Raw genomic sequence first — 16,600 nt, forward strand, 5'->3', positions numbered from 1 at the left:
CGGGGATCCGGTCGCTAGGGTAATGCCTGCACGCACCCTTTCAGGGGCCGCGGGCAGGCACCGACGAGAACAGGGGGGGAATTCGCTCAAGGGATCACCGGACGGGTCACCGTTGTCCCGCCGAGGGAGGTCAGAATGGCGTTGAAGATGTTCAGCACCCTTGCGCCGACCGGGGTCACGAACACCACGACGACGACAGCCACCATCGCCACCACAATGGCGTATTCGATCGCCGAGGCGCCGTCATCCTTCTTGAAGAACAGCAGGGCCCGGGCCACCAGATAATCAATGATCATGCGAAGCATACGTCCACTCCTTTGCGCGCCTGGCGCCGATTCACGCAACGGCGGCAAAGCCTCCACCGTGCCATTTGAGCATTGCCAACAAAGCCCGGCGCAACAACTGTAAGAACGGATTAATCACAAAGGATTAATCCGTTCGTGACGCGGCGGTTTGCGTCTGCTAATTGGCCGCCGACCCTACTTTCGTAGGTTATTTTCCGGGCAGTAATGGCGTTTTGGCTCGGATCAGCTAGCGTGGAAATAGCCAAATCGTTGCATGTTCATAGCTGCCTGATTGCGAAGTTCCCTTGTTCAGGAAAGTGCGGGCCAGAGGTGCAGCAGGAAAGGGAGAGCCGTCATGAACAGTCGCGTCACCTTGGGCCTTGCGGCCCTGCTTATGCTCGGGGCAATCGTGGTGGGCTACTGGGGCCTGGTGCTCAGCCGCCAGCCGGCCCCCGTCGCCGAGGCCCCTGCCGCCCCCGCCGCGCCGGCGGCCAGCGTCGAGAAAACCGTCGCCGCCGCCGAAGACCAGACCCGTCAACCGGTGGTGGTGCTGCTGCATGACGTGCCCCCCTTCACACCGCTGACCGCCGCCGACCTTGCCATCGAAAAGCTGCGCAGCGCGCCCGCCGGCAGCCTGGGCACCCTGGAGCAGGCCGTGGGCCGCATGCCCTGGCGCCACCTGAGCGCCGGCACCTGGCTCAACGAAGACAGCTTCACCGCCGGCGGCACGCTGGCGCGCATGATCCGCCGCGACGAGCGCGCCCTGGCGGTGGCGGTCGACGAGGTGATCGGCGCCGCCGGGCAACTGATCCCCGGCGACTACGTCGACGTGCTGCTGTACCTGCGCCAGGACGCCAGCAACCCGCAGCAGTCGGCGCAGACCGTGGTGCCGGCCCTGCGCGTGCTGGGCGTCGGCGAGCAGTACGGCCTGACCAACGACGGCCAGCCCGCCTCGCCGACCCTGGGCGCCGACGAAAAGCTCAAGCAGGACCAGCGCCGGATCGCCGCGCGCACCGTGGTGCTGGCCGTGCCCGAACCCCTGCTGAGCCGGCTGATGCTCGCCACCCAGGTCGGCACTTTGCGCCTGGCGGTGCGCAGCAGCGAAGAACAGCGCCTGGCCAAGTACTGGGCCGGCGAACACGAGGCGCCGCAACGCCTCGACGCCGCCGACAGCCAACTCTTCCAGTTCACCCAACTGGCCCTGGGCAGCGCGCCGAAACCGCCGGCAGCCGAACGCAGCGCGGGCAGCCCGCGGGCGGCGGTGGAGATCATCCGCGGCAACCAGATCACCCAACAAACCCCATGACTGAGCAAGGATCCACGTGCATGCAGAGTCGCTTCCGGCCGACGTTCAAAAACGCGCTCATGGCCTTGCTGCTGACCGGGCTGTCGATGGACGCCGCCCTGGCGGCCACCGGCAACTGTGCGAGCCTGGGCCGGCTGCCGCCGGTGATCGAGATCGGCGAAGGGTTGCAGCAGGACATGCAGTCGCCGGTGGCGATCACCCGCCTGGCCATCGGCGACCCGAAGATCGCCGACGTGCATGCCAACGGCAGTTCCTCGTTCCTGCTCACCGGCATGGCCCCCGGCGCCACCAGCCTGATGGTCTGGACCGCCTGCGCCAAGGAGCCGCGCCAGAGCATGGTGTTCGTCCAGGGCGCCGCCACCGCCGCCCTGACCAGCGCCGGCGCGCTGCCGTCGGATGACCCGCAGCTGCCGTCGCAGGTGCAGACCGACATCCGCTTCGTCGAAGTCAGCCGCACCAAGCTCAAGCAGGCCACCGCCTCGCTGATCGGCACCCGCGGCAACTTCCTGTTCGGCTCCCCCGGCACCCTGCCGCCGGTGGACGGCGTGCCGACGCCGAAACTGCCGGTGGACAACTCGCTGTTCAACTTCTCGTGGATCGGCGGCAAGACCATGGCGATCATCAACGCGCTGGAGGGCAGCGGCTTCGCCTACACCCTGGCGCGGCCCAGCCTGGTGGCCCTGAGCGGGCAGAGCGCAAGCTTCCTGGCCGGCGGCGAGATTCCCATCCCGGTGCCCAGCTCCGGCAGCGACAGCGTGTCCATCGAGTACAAGGAATTCGGCATCCGCCTGACCCTGACCCCGACCATCATCGGCCACGACCGCATCGCCCTGAAGGTCGCGCCGGAAGTCAGCGAACTGGACTTCAGCAACGCCGTGAACATCGCCGGCACCACCGTGCCGGCCCTGACCATCCGGCGCACCGACACCAGCATTTCCCTGGCCGACGGCGAAAGCTTCGTCATCAGCGGCCTGATCAGCACCACCAACTCCTCCCAGGTCGACAAGTTTCCGGGCCTGGGCGACATCCCGGTGCTGGGGGCGTTCTTCAAGAGCTCGCAGATCAAGCGCGAAGAGCGCGAACTGCTGATGATCGTCACCCCGCACCTGGTGCAGCCGCTGTCGGCCCAGGCGCAGTTGCCGGCATTGCCGGGGGAAAAACTGCGCAACTACGACCCGAACTTCTACCGCATGTTCTTCCTGGAAAACGGCAACTTCGACAAGCGCAGCGGGTTATCCCAATGAGCCAGAGCCTGAGCCAGACGTTCCTCGCCATCACCCGCAACAGCACCGACCTGGAATGGCTGCAGAACGCCCTTGCGCCGCTGGGGCAAGTGGTGAGCGCCGGTGGCGGCAGCCTCGACGAACTGCTGGCGCTGGTGGACGTCACGTTCGCAAGCCTGGTGTTCGTCGGCCTCGACCGCGACCACGTGGTGGCCCAGTGCGCCCTGATCGAAGGGGCGCTGGAGGCCAAGCCGATGCTGGCCATCGTCGCCCTCGGCGACGGCATGGACAACCAGTTGGTGCTCAACGCCATGCGCGCCGGCGCCCGGGACTTCGTTGCCTACGGCTCGCGCTCAAGCGAGGTCGCCGGCCTGGTGCGGCGCCTGAGCAAACGCCTGCCGCCGGTGGCGCCGAACACGCAACTGGGCGGCCTCACGGTGATGTACGGCGTGCAGGGCGGCTCCGACGGCGCGCTGCTGGCCAACCACATGGCGCTGGTGGTGCAGAAGAGCGGGCAGCAGACGCTGCTGCTGGACCTGGGCCTGCCCCGAGGCGACAGCCTGGCGCTGCTGGGCCTGGAGAGCTCGTTCCACTTCGGCGACGCCCTGCGCCATCTGCGCCGGCTCGACGCCACCCTGATCGACAGCGCCTTCACCAGCGCCGAAGCGGGCCTGCGCATCCTGGCCTACGCCGACAACGACGAACCGCTGGAAAGCACCAGCGCCGCCGAGCTGTACATGCTGCTCAGCGCCCTGCGCCAGCACTTCCAGCACATCGTGGTGAACCTCACCGGCCAGCCCGACAGCGAAGCCCTGCGCACCTTCGTCAGCCACTGCGACAAACTGCTGTGGTACACCGACCAGAACGTCCTCGATTGCCGGCGCAACCTGGCGGTGTACAACCTGTGGCGGGAAAAGGGCATGAAGCTCGACCACGGCCGCCTGCTGATCGACCGCTACCTGAACAACGTCGCGCCGGACTCGGACACCCTCGGCAAGACCTTCAACCTGGAAGTCATCGCCGTGCTGGCCCTGAGCCCGGAACTGCGCCTGAACGCCAAGAACCAGGGCGTCAGCCTGTTCGAGCTGGCCCCGAGGGAGAAGCTCACCCAGAGCCTGCGCACCCTCGGCGAGCGGCTGGCCAAGCGCTCCGAAAGCCTGACCAAGCCGAAGGTCACCTGGTTCGACCGCCTGCGAGGCACCTCATGAGCCCGGAAAAACTGTTCGGCGCCCCCACGCGCAGCCCCGCCGGCAACGCCGACCACGAAGGCCTGAAACTGGTGCTGCACCGCTATATCATCGACGCCATCGAGGAGTCCGGGAAAAACCTGCTCGAAGGCTCGCGCCAGCAACTGGCGCAGTTCGTCATCGACAAGGTCGCCGAATACATCGCCCGCCTGCACCTGGCCATTTCCCGCTACGAGATGGAGCGCCTGGCCGAAGAGATCGTCGACGAGCTCACCGGCTTCGGCCCCCTCGAAGTGCTGCTGCGCGACAGCGCCGTCACCGAAATCCTGGTCAATGGCCCGCACCGGGTGTTCATCGAACGCGACGGCGTACTGCACCAGAGCGACCTGCGCTTCATCGATGCGCACCATGTCGAGCGGGTCATGCAACGCATTCTTGCGCCCCTCGGGCGGCGGCTGGACGAGTCGTCACCGATGGTCGACGCGCGCCTGCCGGACGGCAGCCGGGTCAACGCGATCATCCCGCCCATCGCCCTCGACGGGCCGTGCCTGTCGATCCGCAAGTTCCGCAAGGACATGCTCAAGAGCAGCGACCTGATCGCCATGCAGACCATCGACCTGCCGATCTTCGAGTGCTTCCAGGAGGCCGTGGGCCGGCGCTGCAACATCCTCATCAGCGGCGGCACCGGCACCGGCAAGACCACGCTGCTGAACATCCTCAGCCAGTTGATCAACCCCCACGAACGGCTGGTGACCATCGAGGACGTCGCCGAACTGCAACTGGGCCACCCTCACGTGGTGCGCCTGGAGACCCGCCCGCCGAACGCCGAAGGCCACGGCGAAGTGAAGGCCAGCGACCTGATCCGCAACGCCCTGCGGATGCGCCCGGACCGGATCATCCTCGGCGAGATCCGCGGCGTCGAAGTGCTCGACGTGCTGACGGCGATGAACACCGGCCACGACGGTTCCATGAGCACCGTGCACGCCAACAACGCCCAGGACGCGCTGCTGCGCCTGGAGACCCTGGTGGGCCTGACCGGCCGCAGCGTGGCCGAGCGCACCCTGCGCCAGATGATCTGCGCGGCGCTGGACCTCATCATCCAGCTGACCCGCATGCCCGACGGCCGCCGCTGCGTCAGCGAGGTGGTGGAAGTGGTGGGCGTGCGCGAGGACATCTACGTCACCAACACCCTGTTCCGCCTGGACCGGCGCACCGGCTTCGGCTTCCTGCGCGAGGCGGTCAACCCGGCCGGCGACAAGCTGCGCCACGAAACGGGCCTGGGCCGCACGGAGCTTTCATGATGATGGGGCCGGTGATCCTGATCGCCATTTGCCTGCTGTTGCTGGGGCTGTCGATCCGTCTGTTCCTGCACGGCGTGCACAAGACCGCCAACGAACGGGTGCTGAACCGCCTCGCGGCGGGCCAGCCGCAGACGGCCGTGGCAAAGCCTACCTGGGCACCCCTGGAGCGGATGTTCCTGCAGGCCGGGCTGGGCCGGCCGAGCGAGCGTTTCGGGCTGTGGCTGACCCTGTGGACCGTCGCCCTGCTGCTGGGCTACCTGCTGGCCGACTGGTTCGGCCTGCTCACCGCGCTGCTGGCGCCGCCCTTGGCCCTGCGGCTGTACATCGCCTGGCTGTACCGCAGCCGCCTCAAGCGCATGATCGAGCAGTTGCCGCAATTGCTCGACCACACGGTACGCAGCCTCAAGTCCGGGCGCACCCTGAGCGACGCGGTGCTGGGCAGCATCGAAAGCAGCGAGGATCCGCTCAAGAGCGCCATGGGCCGGGTGCAGCGCAACGTACAACTGGGGGTCAACCTGCCGGACGCCGTGAGCGACTTCGCCGAACTCTACGAACAGGATGAACTGCGCATGTTCGCCCTGGGCCTGAAGGTCAACCACCGCTACGGCGGCAACGCCAGCGAACTGCTGGAGAACCTGATCAAGCTGATCCGCGAACGCGACCAGGGCGCCCGCCAACTGCGCGCCCTGACGGGCGAGACGCGGATGACCGCCTGGGTGCTGGGCTCGTTGCCGGTGCTGCTGGTCAGCTACTTCATGCTCACCAACCCCGGCTACATGCTGGTCATGTGGAACGACCCGGCGGGCCACACCATGCTGATCGTCGCGGTGCTGCTGCAGGTGGCGGGCAGCCTGCTGCTGTGGCGCATGCTGAGGAGCGTCTGAGATGGTGATCCTGGCGGCCTTCCTGCTGTTGCTCGGCGCCCTGCTGCTGGTGGCCAACCACCTGCTGACCGAACGGCGCCGGGTGCGCCAGGTCAACGAACGCCTGCAAGGCCACCTGGTGCGCGAGAACCGCGTCGGCCAGTGGCTGCGGGCCTTGGGCAGCAGTCGCTTCGGCCAGCGTTCGGTGAGCATCGACAGCGAAACCCAGACCCTGCTCGCCCGCCTCGGCTGGCGCCGCGCCAGCGAACGTTCGCTGTACGCCGCCTGCCAGATCGGCACGCCGCTTTTGACCCTGGGGCTGGGCCTGTTCCTGCGCGAAGTGTTCTTCCCCCAGGCAGCGAACGGCTGGCTGGTGCCGATGCTCGCCACCGGCGCCGGCTACCTGCTGCCCAAACGCCTGCTGGCCTACGCCGCCGCCCGCCGGCAGAAGACCATCGCGGTGGAAGTGTCGACGTTCATTCCGCTGCTGCGCATCCTGTTCGAGTCCGGCATGGCCGTCGAACAGGCCCTGCGCGTGCTCAGCCTCGAAGGGCAAAAGCTGTTGCCGGAGCTGACCCGCGAACTGCGCCTGATCCTGTCTCGCGTGGACTCCGGCCTCGAACTCGGCCAAGAACTGAACAAGACCGCCGCACAGCTGGCAGTGGACGAATTCACCGACACCTGCGTGATCCTGCAACAGCTGATCCAGCAGGGCGGCGGCGCGATGAAATCGCTGCTGGCGCTCAAGCAGTTGCTGGACGACCGGCGCCTGACGCGCCTTCAGGAATACATCTCGAAGATGTCGGCCAAGATGTCGGTGGTGATGATGCTGTTTCTGTTCCCGGCCCTGCTGATCGTGCTGGCCGGTCCCGGCTTCACCGCGATTACCCGGGCGTTCGCGTCCTGAACCTGGCTAAGGAGAGCGTTTGATGAAAGCACTGATGGTCGTGGCGACCCTGTTGATGCTCGGCGGCTGCGCCACCGACGGCCAGGCGCCGTGGACGGCGATCCTCGCGCCGGCCAGCTGCAGCAAGTTGAGCTCCGAACAGGAACTGGCCCTGAACCTGGCCGACGACCTGGCCAACGACGGCAAACTGCACGCCAGCCTGGCCAACCTGCAAAGCCTGCCCGACAGCCTCGGCGAGGTGCGCCTGCGCAAGGCCAAGGTCTATCGCCTGCTCGGGCGCAGCGAAGCCGAACCCCTATACCGCAGCCTGCTGGGCTCGTGCCTGAACGCCGACGCCGAACACGGCCTGGGCCAGCTCTACGCGGCCCGGGGCGACAACGGCCAGGCCCAGGCCCACCTGCAACGGGCCGCCCGCCTGGCCCCGACCAACGAGAAAATCCGCAACGACCTGGGCGTGGTGTACCTCAACCAACTGCGCCTGGAAGACGCCCGCTTCGAATTCCTCACCGCCATCGAGCTTCAGCAGAACAACCCGCTGGCGACCCTGAACCTGGTCACCCTGCTGCTGTACCAAGACAACTGGCAGCAGGCCGCCGAAATCGTCAGCCGCGCCCACCTGACCCCGGAACAGTTCACCGAAGCCCAGCAGCGCGCCGAACGGCTCAAGGCCCCGGCCCCCACCCGGCCCGCTGCCGGCAACCAGGTCGCCGTCGTCGCCGACCCGCAGCCGTCGACACTCAAATGACCCCCAAGGAGGCCGCCATGAACACCCTCAAAGGCCTGTGCTGCCTGACCCTGCTGAGCCTGCCCCTCGGCGCCCACGCCATCGACGCCGGCCCCGCCTCGGCCCAGCAGCAGGAAACCGAAGGCTGGCTGCTGCTGCAAAGCCGCAACAAGGCCGCCTCCCCCACCCCGCAGACCGCCACGGCCGCCGAACGGGAACTGGCGATGCAGCGGTGGCTGAAGAAATACAAATACGAAATCCCCGACTTCTACGACCCGGATGCGGGCGGGAAGATCGAGACCAAGAACTGACGGGACATCCGTTGGGCCTTCATCGCCAGCAGGCTGGCGATGGCGATGTACCCGGCGCCGAAGATGCCCGTGCCGAACGGTTACACGATGCCCAGCCCGTTAAGCTTGACCCGGTCCAGCGCGCGGTTCACCGACAGCTCGGCCAACATGACGATCTGCTGGATCGCCAGCGCCGTGCTGCGCTGCGGGCCCTTGAGCTCGTTGGCGAAATTGCCGGACATGACATGGGCCGAGGCCAGGGACTCGCAGGCGTGAACCAGCAGGCTTTCGGAATCGATGTTCGGATGCACCCCGAACATCTCGCTGGGCTGACGCGGGTTGGCCGGCTCCGGGTTGAGATAGAAATCGAGGGCGCGGCGGGAGGCGTTGCGGTCCTTGATGAGGTCTTCGGCGCGCTTGTCTTCGGCGAAGGGGTTGGTGATGTTGTAGGGGGGATCGGGGATGACTTTGCTCATGTGAAGCTCCTACTTGGCAATGGGAGCCATCCGGTTGCCGTTTCCACACGGCAAAAGGGTGGCAGCTGTACGCAGGGTGGAAAACCGATAAGTAGGCAACCGGCCAGACCTGAGTCTGCCCACGCACAGCCGCCGTGACGCAGTTTGCAGACGAAAGAGGACGCCGGCAACGCTTACGGTGGTGATGCAATGCATCTACTTGGATTCGGGTTTCCACACCCGATCGCTGAGGTGTCAGCGACAGCCCAAGACTAGAGAGCGGGCTTCTGACGGACAACCTGAAAACCTTGTGGGAGAGTTCGTAAAATTTGAAACAGCCTTTAAACATTTCGGCTCTGAACCGCAGCCAGGTTCTATAGGGGATTGGGGTGGTCTGGGAGGAATTGGTTGGCTGGTAGGCCGCCATCGCCAGCAGGCTGGCTCCTACAGTTGGATCGGGTGGGTGTCAGGTAAAGGTTGGTCGGCTGGCAGGCTGTCATCGCTGGCAAGCCAGCTCCCACAGGGTCTGAGGTGGTCTGGGAGGAATTGGTCGGCTGTCAGGTCGTCATCGCCAGCAGGCTGGCTCCTACAGTTGGATCGGGTGGGTGTCAGGTAAAGGTTGGTCGGCTGGCAGGCCGTCATCGCTGGCAAGCCAGCTCCCACAGGGTCTGAGGTGGTCTGGTAGGAATTGGTCGGCTGTCAGGTCGTCATCGCCAGCAGGCTGGCTCCTACAGTTGGATCGGGTGGTGTCTGGTAGAGGTTGGTCGGCTGGTAGGCCGTCATCGCTGGCAAGCCAGCTCCCACAGGGTCTGAGGTGGTCTGGTAGAAATTGGTTGGTTGGCAGGCCGTCATCGCCAGCAGGCTGGCTCCTACAGTTGGATCGGGTGCAGTCTGGGAGGATTTGGTCGGCTGTCAGGCCGCCATCGCGCGCTTCTCAAAAGGCCGAGTGTCAGCTCGCCTCGCTTTTGATCTTGATCTGCCGGCCCCTTCGGAAGGCTGAGCGGAGGGGTTCATCCGGGGGTGGGCGCGCAGCGCCGTTTGGCGCAGCCAAACACATCGGAAGGAGGTGCAGCGAAGCAAACCGTAGCCGATGCCCCCGGATGAATCCCGGAGCGAAGGAACCCCGAGCCTCAGCGAGGGGCCGTACGCCGGGGCCCAGCCTTTTTGGTTACTTTTTTCTGGGCCGGCATTCCGGGCGTTTGAAAAAAGTGACCCGCCGTAAGGGCGGAACCGCCAGCCGCCACACCCGCAGAAACGGATATACACACAAAACAACCCACAACCTGGTCGGCCCAGAGGCCGCCAAGGCCAACACCCCCCAAAAAGTCAGTGAGCCGTCACCCGCTGCCGCCCCCCCACCCCACCCGGCGAAAGCGCCAACGCCAACTGCGTCCGGTTATGCATATGCGTCAACCGCAACACCTGCGACACATACAGCTTCACCGTGTTCTCGGTGATCCCCAACTCACAGGCAATCTGATAGTTGGTCTGCCCCTTGCCCACCAGCCGCGCCACATCGAGCTGACGCGGCGACAACTGATGGAAGATCGCCGGCATCTCCAGCTCATCGCCCTGCGCCGGCTCATCCTCGCGCACCGAAGGCCCGCGCCGGACCTTGTCCAGGTCCTGGTACAGATCGTCGATCGAGGACGACAGGTCCTGCAGCTTCTGGTTCAGGTGCCCCAGCTGCAGCGTCTTCTGCCGCTCCTGCAAGGCCGCCTCCTGGCGTTGCAGCCCTTGCAGCAGCTCGTCCAGGTCGATGGGCTTCTGGTAGTAGTCGGCGATCCCGGCGCGCAGCGCCTTGATCACGTCCTGCTTGTCGGCGCGGCCGGTGAGCATGATCGCCTCGAACACCCGCTGCTTGCCCGCCAGGCGCTGCATCGCCTGCACCAGTTCGATGCCGTCCATCTCCGGCATGTGCAGGTCGCACAGCACCAGGCCGATGCCCGCGTCATCGTTGAACCGTTCGAGGGCCTCCACGCTGGAGACACAAGGGACGCAGCGGTAGCCGCTGCTTTCGAGAAATTCGCAGAGTTCTTCGACGATCAACGGCTGATCGTCGACCACCAGAACCTTCACCGCCGATGTAAGCTTGTTCACGTCCCACTCCATGCCCAGGCCAAAGCTGACCATTCCTGTACTGCCAACCGATGGCAGAAATACCCTGCTTTGAAAGTAGACGCACTTTCCGACTATGTACATAAGACTAGTGGCGTTTCGCGACTAATGGATCCAGGGCCAGGCGAGCCCGACACCAACCAGCACAAACGGCGCATATGGCAGCTTTTTTGACGAATCTGGCCCCAGATAGCGCAAACGCTCCCTAAGCCCTTGACTCATATGCAGCCAGACTCTTGGCGCCAGCAGCCACCAGGCCACGCTCGCCGCCGCCGCGCCGATCACCGCCGCCAACACCCAAAGACCGTCCGTCGCAAGACCCAAGGCTGTCATTAGTTTCACATCCCCGGCGCCCATCCGGCCCATGAGGTAGCCCGGCAGCGTGAACGCCAGCGCGAGCCCGAACGCCCAGCCGCCCTGAACCGCGTCCGCACCGATCCAGGTACGTCCGGTGAGCAGCAGCCAGGCCAGCGCCAACGCGCCCGCACCGAGGGTCAGGGCATTGGCGATCCGCCGCTGGCGGGCGTCCTGGGCGGCGCACAGCGCCAGCCAGGCCAGGAGGACGACAGTCTGCATCGGGTAAAAACCGTCCGTTTCCGCTGAATGATTCTATGCTGATACTACGCAGTGACTGTCAGGGTAGACGCACTCATGAAAACCGGCTTCCGGAAGTCGCAAAAAGGCGCGGTGGCGATCGAGTTCGCCCTGGTGTTCGTGATCTTTTTCGCCGTGTTCTACGGGCTGGTCAGTTACAGCCTGCCGTTCGTGCTGATGCAGTCGTTCAACCAGGCCACGTCCGAAGCGGTGCGCCGCGGCGTGGCGGTGGATCCCGCCACGGCCAACTATTCCACGGTGCTGGTGAACACCGCCAACACCACCTTGCAGCAGCAACTGGCCTGGGTGCCGGCGTCGTTCAACCTGGTGATCGGCGTGGACACCAGCGCGGTCTACAGCGCCGGCACCCTGACCGTCAGCGTCAACTATCCCACCAGCAAGCTGAATCAGGTGCTGCCGTTCCTGGTGTTGCCCGGCGTCGGCACGGTGCCCAGCCTGCCGGCCAACCTGACCGCCACGTCGAGCCTGCAATTTTGAGTTCGGGGGACAAGCTCCTCGGCCGCCTGCTCAAACGCGCACCGCCCGCCGCCCTCGACCTGCCCAACCTGCTCGGCTCACCCGCCTCGGGCCTGCACCTGTACCTGGACGCCGACGGCCGCGTGCTGCAGGCCGCCGGCCCGCTGCGGCACCTGTTGGGCCAGCAGGCACCGACGGACAGCCCCCTGCCGCTTGCCGCCTGGCTGCTGCCCCACAGCACGCTGGCCATCGAAGGCCGGCCGGCGGACTGGCAAGCCCAGCCCCTGGATCTGGACTTTTCCGGCCTCGGCGGCCAGCCCCTGCATCTGCGCGGTTGGGTGCAGCCCCAGGGCGACGGCTGGCTGATGCAACTGATGGACATCGCCGACCTGCTGCTCGAACGCCAGCAGTCGCGCCAGCGCGAAGCCTGCCAACGGATGGCCGGGCACATCGCCGAGCAGTTGCGCGCCTGCAGCCTGCTGCGTTTGCCGAGCGTCATGGCCGAGCAGTTGCAGGTCATCGCCCAGCGCTGGCGCATCCCCTGCCTGGCGCTGGCCCTGCCGGACGAGCGCGAACAAGGCTGGCGCATCCAGGGCTGCTACGGCGCCCACGACGCGCCGGCGCTGTGGGAGGACGGGCAACGCCTGGGCACGCCGCTGGACAGCCTCAACGGCAGCGCGCCCCAGCGGATCGGCGCCCACCACGGGCTGGATGAGCACACCCGGGTGCAGGCCACGTTCGGCAACGCCGACGGCCTGGCCGTGCCGTACTGCGACGACCGCGGAACCGTGGCCTGGCTGCTCTGCGGCTTCTACCGGGCGGAGGATGGCGCGCCGCACCTGGCCGACCTCGACTGGATGCTGTTGGCTAGTGCCCTGGCCGGGCCGTTGCTCGGCCGCCTGCGCGAGCAGGAACACCATCGCCAACTGGAACGGCTGGAGTCCTTGCAGGGCCTGCTCGGCACCGGTTGGTGGGAGCTCTCCGGCAACGGCGAGTCGGTGCAGCTGGCGCCGGCGCTGGCGGCCGACCTGCAACTGGGCACCGAGGCCCTGCCGGTCGGGCACTGGCTGGAGCAGATCCACCCCGCCGACCGCGAAGAACTGCGCAGCCGCCTCGCGGCCCTGCAACTGCACGGCGAAGCCCTGTCGCTGTGCGTGCGCCTGCACCGTCCCGACGCCTGGTACCGCGTGCAGGGCCAGGTCGCCGGCAGCGGCGAGGGCCGGCGGCTGGTGGGCTTCATGCTCGACATCAGCGACATCAAGAACCAGCAACAGCAGACCGCCGCCGCCCACGCGCGCCTAGACAACCTGATCGCCAGTTCCCCGGCGGTGATCTATGTCCAGCGCTACGTCGAAGGCGCGCTGCTGCCTTCGTTCTTCAGCGCCAGCCTGCAACCGCTGTTGGGCTGGCGCCTGGAAGACCTCGACGCGGCGGCGCTGGCCGAGCGGATCCACCCCGACGACCGCGACGGTTACTTCGAGCGCTGCCGGCAGCTGCTGCGCGAAGGTTCGGTGCGGGCCCGCTACCGCTTGCGTGACCATCGCGGCGATTACCACTGGCTGCTCGACGAAGCCCGCTTGCTGCGCAACGACCTCGGCCTGCCGGTGGAGGCGGTCGGCCTGTGGCTGGACGTCACCGACGCGACCGTGGCCGCCGAGCAGATCCGCCAGAGCGAAGAGCGCTACCGGATCCTGGTGGAGGACTCGCCGGCGATGATCTGCCGCTACCGCCCGGACCTGATCCTGACTTTCGGCAACCAGCCCCTGGCCCACTACCTGGAATGTACGCCGCAGCAGTTGCCGGGCACCGACCTGGGCAGTTGGCTGTCCGACGAACAGCGCGCCGCCTTCCTCCAGCGCCTGGCCGCACTGACCCCGGACAACCCGGTCAGCACGGCGGAGATCAGCCTGCAGTTGCCGGGGCGCGAGCACGCGTGGTGGGTGTGGTCGGACCGCGGCGTGTTCGATGAGCACGGCCGGTTGACCGAAGTGCAGGCCGTGGGCCGCGACAACACCGAAGTGCGCCGCTCCCAGCAGCAGCTCACGCAGAGCGCGAAAATGGCCACCCTCGGCGAAATGGCCACGGGCCTGGCCCACGAGATCAACCAGCCGCTGAACGTGATGCGCATGGCCATCGTCAACGTGCTCAAGCGCCTGGGCAACGGCGATGTGCAGGTCGATTACCTGACCGACAAGCTCAACCGCATCGACGCCCAGGTGCAGCGCGCCGCGAAGGTGGTGGATCACATGCGGGTGTTCGGCCGCCGTTCGGAGATCGAGCAGCAACTGTTCAACCCGGCCACCGCCATCGAGGGCACGCTGTCGCTGCTGGCCGAGGGCATGCGCGGCAAGGGGGTGGATCTGCGCATCAGCGAGACCCCGTTCGCCGTGCACTGCCGTGGCTACGTCGATCAGCTTGAGCAGGTGCTGATCAACCTGATGGTCAACGCCCGGGATGCGCTGCTGGGCAAGCGCGAATCCGACCCGGTGTTCAAGCCGTGGATCTCGATCTACGCCGAGCGCGACGAGCACAAGGTGCGCCTGTGGGTCGAGGACAACGGCGGCGGCATCGACCCGCGGCTGCTGGAGCGGATCTTCGAGCCGTTCTTCACCACCAAGCCGGTGGGGGTCGGCACCGGGCTGGGGCTGTCGGTGAGCTACGGCATCGTCGAGAACATGGGCGGCCACCTGAGCGTGCGCAACTCGGCGGACGGGGCGCGGTTCTGCATCGAGCTGCCCATCGCCCCGGACGAGGCCTAGATGACCAGATAGGCCTTGCCGGTCTGGCCGCAGGTCATGTTGGCGCCGACGTCCACGCTCATCAGGTTGATGCCGAGGCTGGCCAGGAGGTTGTTGAGCAGAGGGTCGAGCAGCGGGCTCACCAGCCCGGTGATCAGCGGCTGGAGAATGTTGCTGACGTCCACGATCAGACTCGCGACGCCGGTCAGAGCCATGCCCAGCGGATTGCTGCCAACCGGTTTGTAGACAATCAGATTGATGCCGGCCAGCGTGTTGGACAGGCTGGCGACGATGTTGCTGGTGGGCGCGGCGGGCAGCACGCTCGGCGGCAATTTCAGGTTCGGCGGTGTGGTGAACGGGGTGCTGCTGGAGAACAGCAGATCCTGAGTGTTCTGGGCCACGCTGGTATCGACCATGATTGCGATGCCACCCGCCCCGTATTTAACGTGGGTCGTCGGATCGCAACTACCGATCCCGAGAATCTTGTGGCAGGTCACAGTGCCCAGATCCACCAATGGGAACGGCGTGACGGTGGGTTCGGCGGCGGAAGAGAACGCGTTGGTCGAGTCAATCTGACCGAGTTTGAGATCAGCGATGGAGGAGACGGTTCGCGCTGTCAGGCTTTTCGTACCGGTGTTGCCTGTCGGGCAGCTGTAATCGGTGACGTAGCTTTTGGCACCGCCGGCATCCAGGCTGATATCGATTTGCGTATAGGGCAACAGCTTTGGATCGAGTTGTTCGCAAGCAACGCAAGCCACCGAATTCAGCACCGCAACCAAATTCAGACTCAGCAACGCATTGAGCGTCGGGGTCAAACCGCCCACCAGCCCCAGCACCGCATTGGTCAGCCCGGTCACCCCGGACAGCACCGGCAAGTTCACCGACAACATCGTGCGCACCTGGGCCGTGCGCACGTAGATCCGGTTCGTCCCCAGCGGATCGGCCTTGGCCAGCGACGGGTCGCCCACGGCGGACAACTGCGGCGGCTCGATCACCTTGACCCGCACCGTGACGTTGGCCAGCCCCAGCACGTTGACCGGCAGCGTCGCGGCCACCGCGCTCTTGCTGTTGGCCAGTTGCACCATGCCCTGGATCAGTTGCAGCAGTTGCAGGTTGGCGTCCAGCCCGGCCGCCGTGGTGCCGGTCTGCAATTGCAGGATGTCGCCCAGCTTGACCGGTGAGGCATTGGCGGCCGCCACTTGCAGCGTGCCGAGCGCGGTGATCACCTCGGCGGTGGCGCCGTTGAGCTGCACCACCTTCGCGGCGGCCTGGATCAGTTGCGTCACCGTGGCCTGGGTGTTGAGCAGTTGGCTGTAATTGCCGGCGGCCACGTTCAGGTCGATGGCCAGTTGGTTCAAGTAGCTGAGCAGGTTGATGTCGGTGTTGAGCAGCCCGTTCCAGCCCAGCGCCGTCAGGTTGACGTTGCCGCCCAGCAGTCCGGAGAACAGCGGGTTGAGGATGTTCGACTGGGCGGTGCTGATGGTGGCCAGGTTGCTGCGGATGCTCAGCTGGGCGAGCGGCGGCTGCGGCTTGGCGGCCACCGCCGAAGCGGTGAGTTGGGTGTTCAGGCTGACCGGGGTGCCGGTGAACAGCGCTTGGACGCCGCCGGCGAAACTGGTGGTGAGGATGTGCGTGACGACGACTTTGACGGCGCCCGTCTGGGTCGCGTCGACGGTGAAGGTGCGCAGGCCCGAAGCGGCGGTCTGCACGGTGCCGCAGGTGGCGGCGAGGGTGTTGTCGGTATCGGTGGTGAAACCGTTGCGCGCGGCGTTCTGCGTGGCGTACGCAGCCGCCGTCAGCCCGCCGGCGCAGGTGCCGCCGCGGCTGACCGCTTCCAGGGCGGCATTGTCCGCCACCCGCTGCAATTTGCGCTGTTCCATGTAGAAGCGGCCGCTGTCGACCACCAGCAGCAGCATCACCACGGCCAGGCTCAACGTGGCGGCCGCCATCAACCCGATGGCCCCCCGCTGCCGGGCGGGGCCGCAAAACCGCGAACGAGGCGACATCGCGCACTCCTTTGCCGGCGCACGGCCGAGCGCTACCTCCATTGGTGCCCCTCAGTGTAGACGCGGCGGCGCGACACTGCTGGCAACACGCCAGCCCATCGGTTGGCGACGTGGATCGGGCTGATGC

At 66.4% G+C, this 16,600-nt stretch carries 15 protein-coding genes; 10 read left to right on the top strand and 5 right to left on the bottom strand.

The annotated features are described in order from the left end of the window. Window positions 1–86: 86 nt before the first annotated feature. Window positions 87–296 carry a Flp family type IVb pilin gene (locus tag CAG41_RS21935; RefSeq protein WP_085582961.1) on the bottom strand — a complete coding sequence of 70 codons (210 nt, stop codon included), beginning with the start codon at window positions 294–296 and terminating at the stop codon, window positions 87–89. Window positions 297–639: 343 nt separating this feature from the next. Between CAG41_RS21935 and cpaB the strand changes: the two genes are divergently transcribed. From cpaB to CAG41_RS21975, 8 genes are read left to right on the top strand one after another with little or no spacing between them, the layout of a single operon-like run. Further along, window positions 640–1,590, top strand: a complete 951-nt coding sequence (cpaB, locus tag CAG41_RS21940; protein ID WP_085707471.1) for a Flp pilus assembly protein CpaB — start codon at window positions 640–642, stop codon at window positions 1,588–1,590. Window positions 1,591–1,610: 20 nt separating this feature from the next. After that, window positions 1,611–2,834, top strand: coding sequence for a type II and III secretion system protein family protein (locus CAG41_RS21945; RefSeq protein ID WP_085640927.1), 1,224 nt, complete (start codon window positions 1,611–1,613; stop codon window positions 2,832–2,834). After that, window positions 2,831–4,021, top strand: coding sequence for a pilus assembly protein (locus CAG41_RS21950; protein ID WP_085582648.1), 1,191 nt, complete (start codon window positions 2,831–2,833; stop codon window positions 4,019–4,021). The genes CAG41_RS21945 and CAG41_RS21950 overlap by 4 nt, the downstream gene beginning before the upstream one ends. Next, window positions 4,018–5,301 carry a CpaF family protein gene (locus CAG41_RS21955; RefSeq protein WP_085582650.1) on the top strand — a complete coding sequence of 428 codons (1,284 nt, stop codon included), beginning with the start codon at window positions 4,018–4,020 and terminating at the stop codon, window positions 5,299–5,301. Before CAG41_RS21950 ends, CAG41_RS21955 begins: the two co-directional genes overlap by 4 nt. Further along, window positions 5,301–6,185 (top strand): type II secretion system F family protein, encoded by an 885-nt coding sequence (locus CAG41_RS21960; protein ID WP_085582963.1) that lies wholly within the window; start codon window positions 5,301–5,303, stop codon window positions 6,183–6,185. The genes CAG41_RS21955 and CAG41_RS21960 overlap by 1 nt, the downstream gene beginning before the upstream one ends. Window position 6,186: 1 nt before the next feature. Beyond that, a complete protein-coding gene (locus CAG41_RS21965) occupies window positions 6,187–7,071 on the top strand; it encodes a type II secretion system F family protein (protein WP_085640925.1) in 885 nt (294 codons plus the stop codon). 22 nt (window positions 7,072–7,093) lie between these two features. Beyond that, window positions 7,094–7,816 carry a tetratricopeptide repeat protein gene (locus CAG41_RS21970; RefSeq protein ID WP_085582654.1) on the top strand — a complete coding sequence of 241 codons (723 nt, stop codon included), beginning with the start codon at window positions 7,094–7,096 and terminating at the stop codon, window positions 7,814–7,816. A 17-nt stretch (window positions 7,817–7,833) separates the two neighbouring features. Beyond that, complete coding sequence (locus CAG41_RS21975) at window positions 7,834–8,106, top strand: DUF3613 domain-containing protein (protein WP_085582656.1); 273 nt, start codon at window positions 7,834–7,836, stop codon at window positions 8,104–8,106. 80 nt (window positions 8,107–8,186) lie between these two features. Here CAG41_RS21975 and CAG41_RS21980 read toward each other — a convergent pair whose 3' ends face one another. From CAG41_RS21980 to CAG41_RS21990, 3 genes are all read right to left on the bottom strand, one after another. Then, window positions 8,187–8,561: a DUF6124 family protein gene (locus CAG41_RS21980; protein ID WP_085707472.1), complete on the bottom strand. Its 375-nt coding sequence runs from the start codon at window positions 8,559–8,561 to the stop codon at window positions 8,187–8,189. Window positions 8,562–9,866: 1,305 nt separating this feature from the next. Beyond that, window positions 9,867–10,640: a response regulator transcription factor gene (locus CAG41_RS21985; protein WP_085582965.1), complete on the bottom strand. Its 774-nt coding sequence runs from the start codon at window positions 10,638–10,640 to the stop codon at window positions 9,867–9,869. Between the two features lie 123 nt (window positions 10,641–10,763). Beyond that, complete coding sequence (locus tag CAG41_RS21990; protein ID WP_085582661.1) at window positions 10,764–11,234, bottom strand: prepilin peptidase; 471 nt, start codon at window positions 11,232–11,234, stop codon at window positions 10,764–10,766. A gap of 75 nt (window positions 11,235–11,309) precedes the next feature. Here CAG41_RS21990 and CAG41_RS21995 point away from each other — a divergent pair, with 75 nt between their 5' ends. Both CAG41_RS21995 and CAG41_RS22000 read left to right on the top strand, forming a co-directional pair. Beyond that, the gene (locus CAG41_RS21995; RefSeq protein ID WP_085582663.1) at window positions 11,310–11,750 is read left to right on the top strand and encodes a TadE/TadG family type IV pilus assembly protein; all 441 of its coding nucleotides are present in this window, start codon (window positions 11,310–11,312) and stop codon (window positions 11,748–11,750) included. Beyond that, window positions 11,747–14,488, top strand: coding sequence for a PAS domain-containing sensor histidine kinase (locus CAG41_RS22000; protein ID WP_085707473.1), 2,742 nt, complete (start codon window positions 11,747–11,749; stop codon window positions 14,486–14,488). Before CAG41_RS21995 ends, CAG41_RS22000 begins: the two co-directional genes overlap by 4 nt. Here the strand turns inward: CAG41_RS22000 and CAG41_RS22005 are convergent. After that, window positions 14,485–16,473 carry a pilus assembly protein TadG-related protein gene (locus tag CAG41_RS22005; RefSeq protein WP_085656627.1) on the bottom strand — a complete coding sequence of 663 codons (1,989 nt, stop codon included), beginning with the start codon at window positions 16,471–16,473 and terminating at the stop codon, window positions 14,485–14,487. The genes CAG41_RS22000 and CAG41_RS22005 overlap by 4 nt on opposite strands. Window positions 16,474–16,600: the final 127 nt, after the last annotated feature.

This window comes from Pseudomonas sp. B35(2017), assembly GCF_002113645.1.
Lineage (GTDB): Bacteria > Pseudomonadota > Gammaproteobacteria > Pseudomonadales > Pseudomonadaceae > Aquipseudomonas > Aquipseudomonas ekonensis.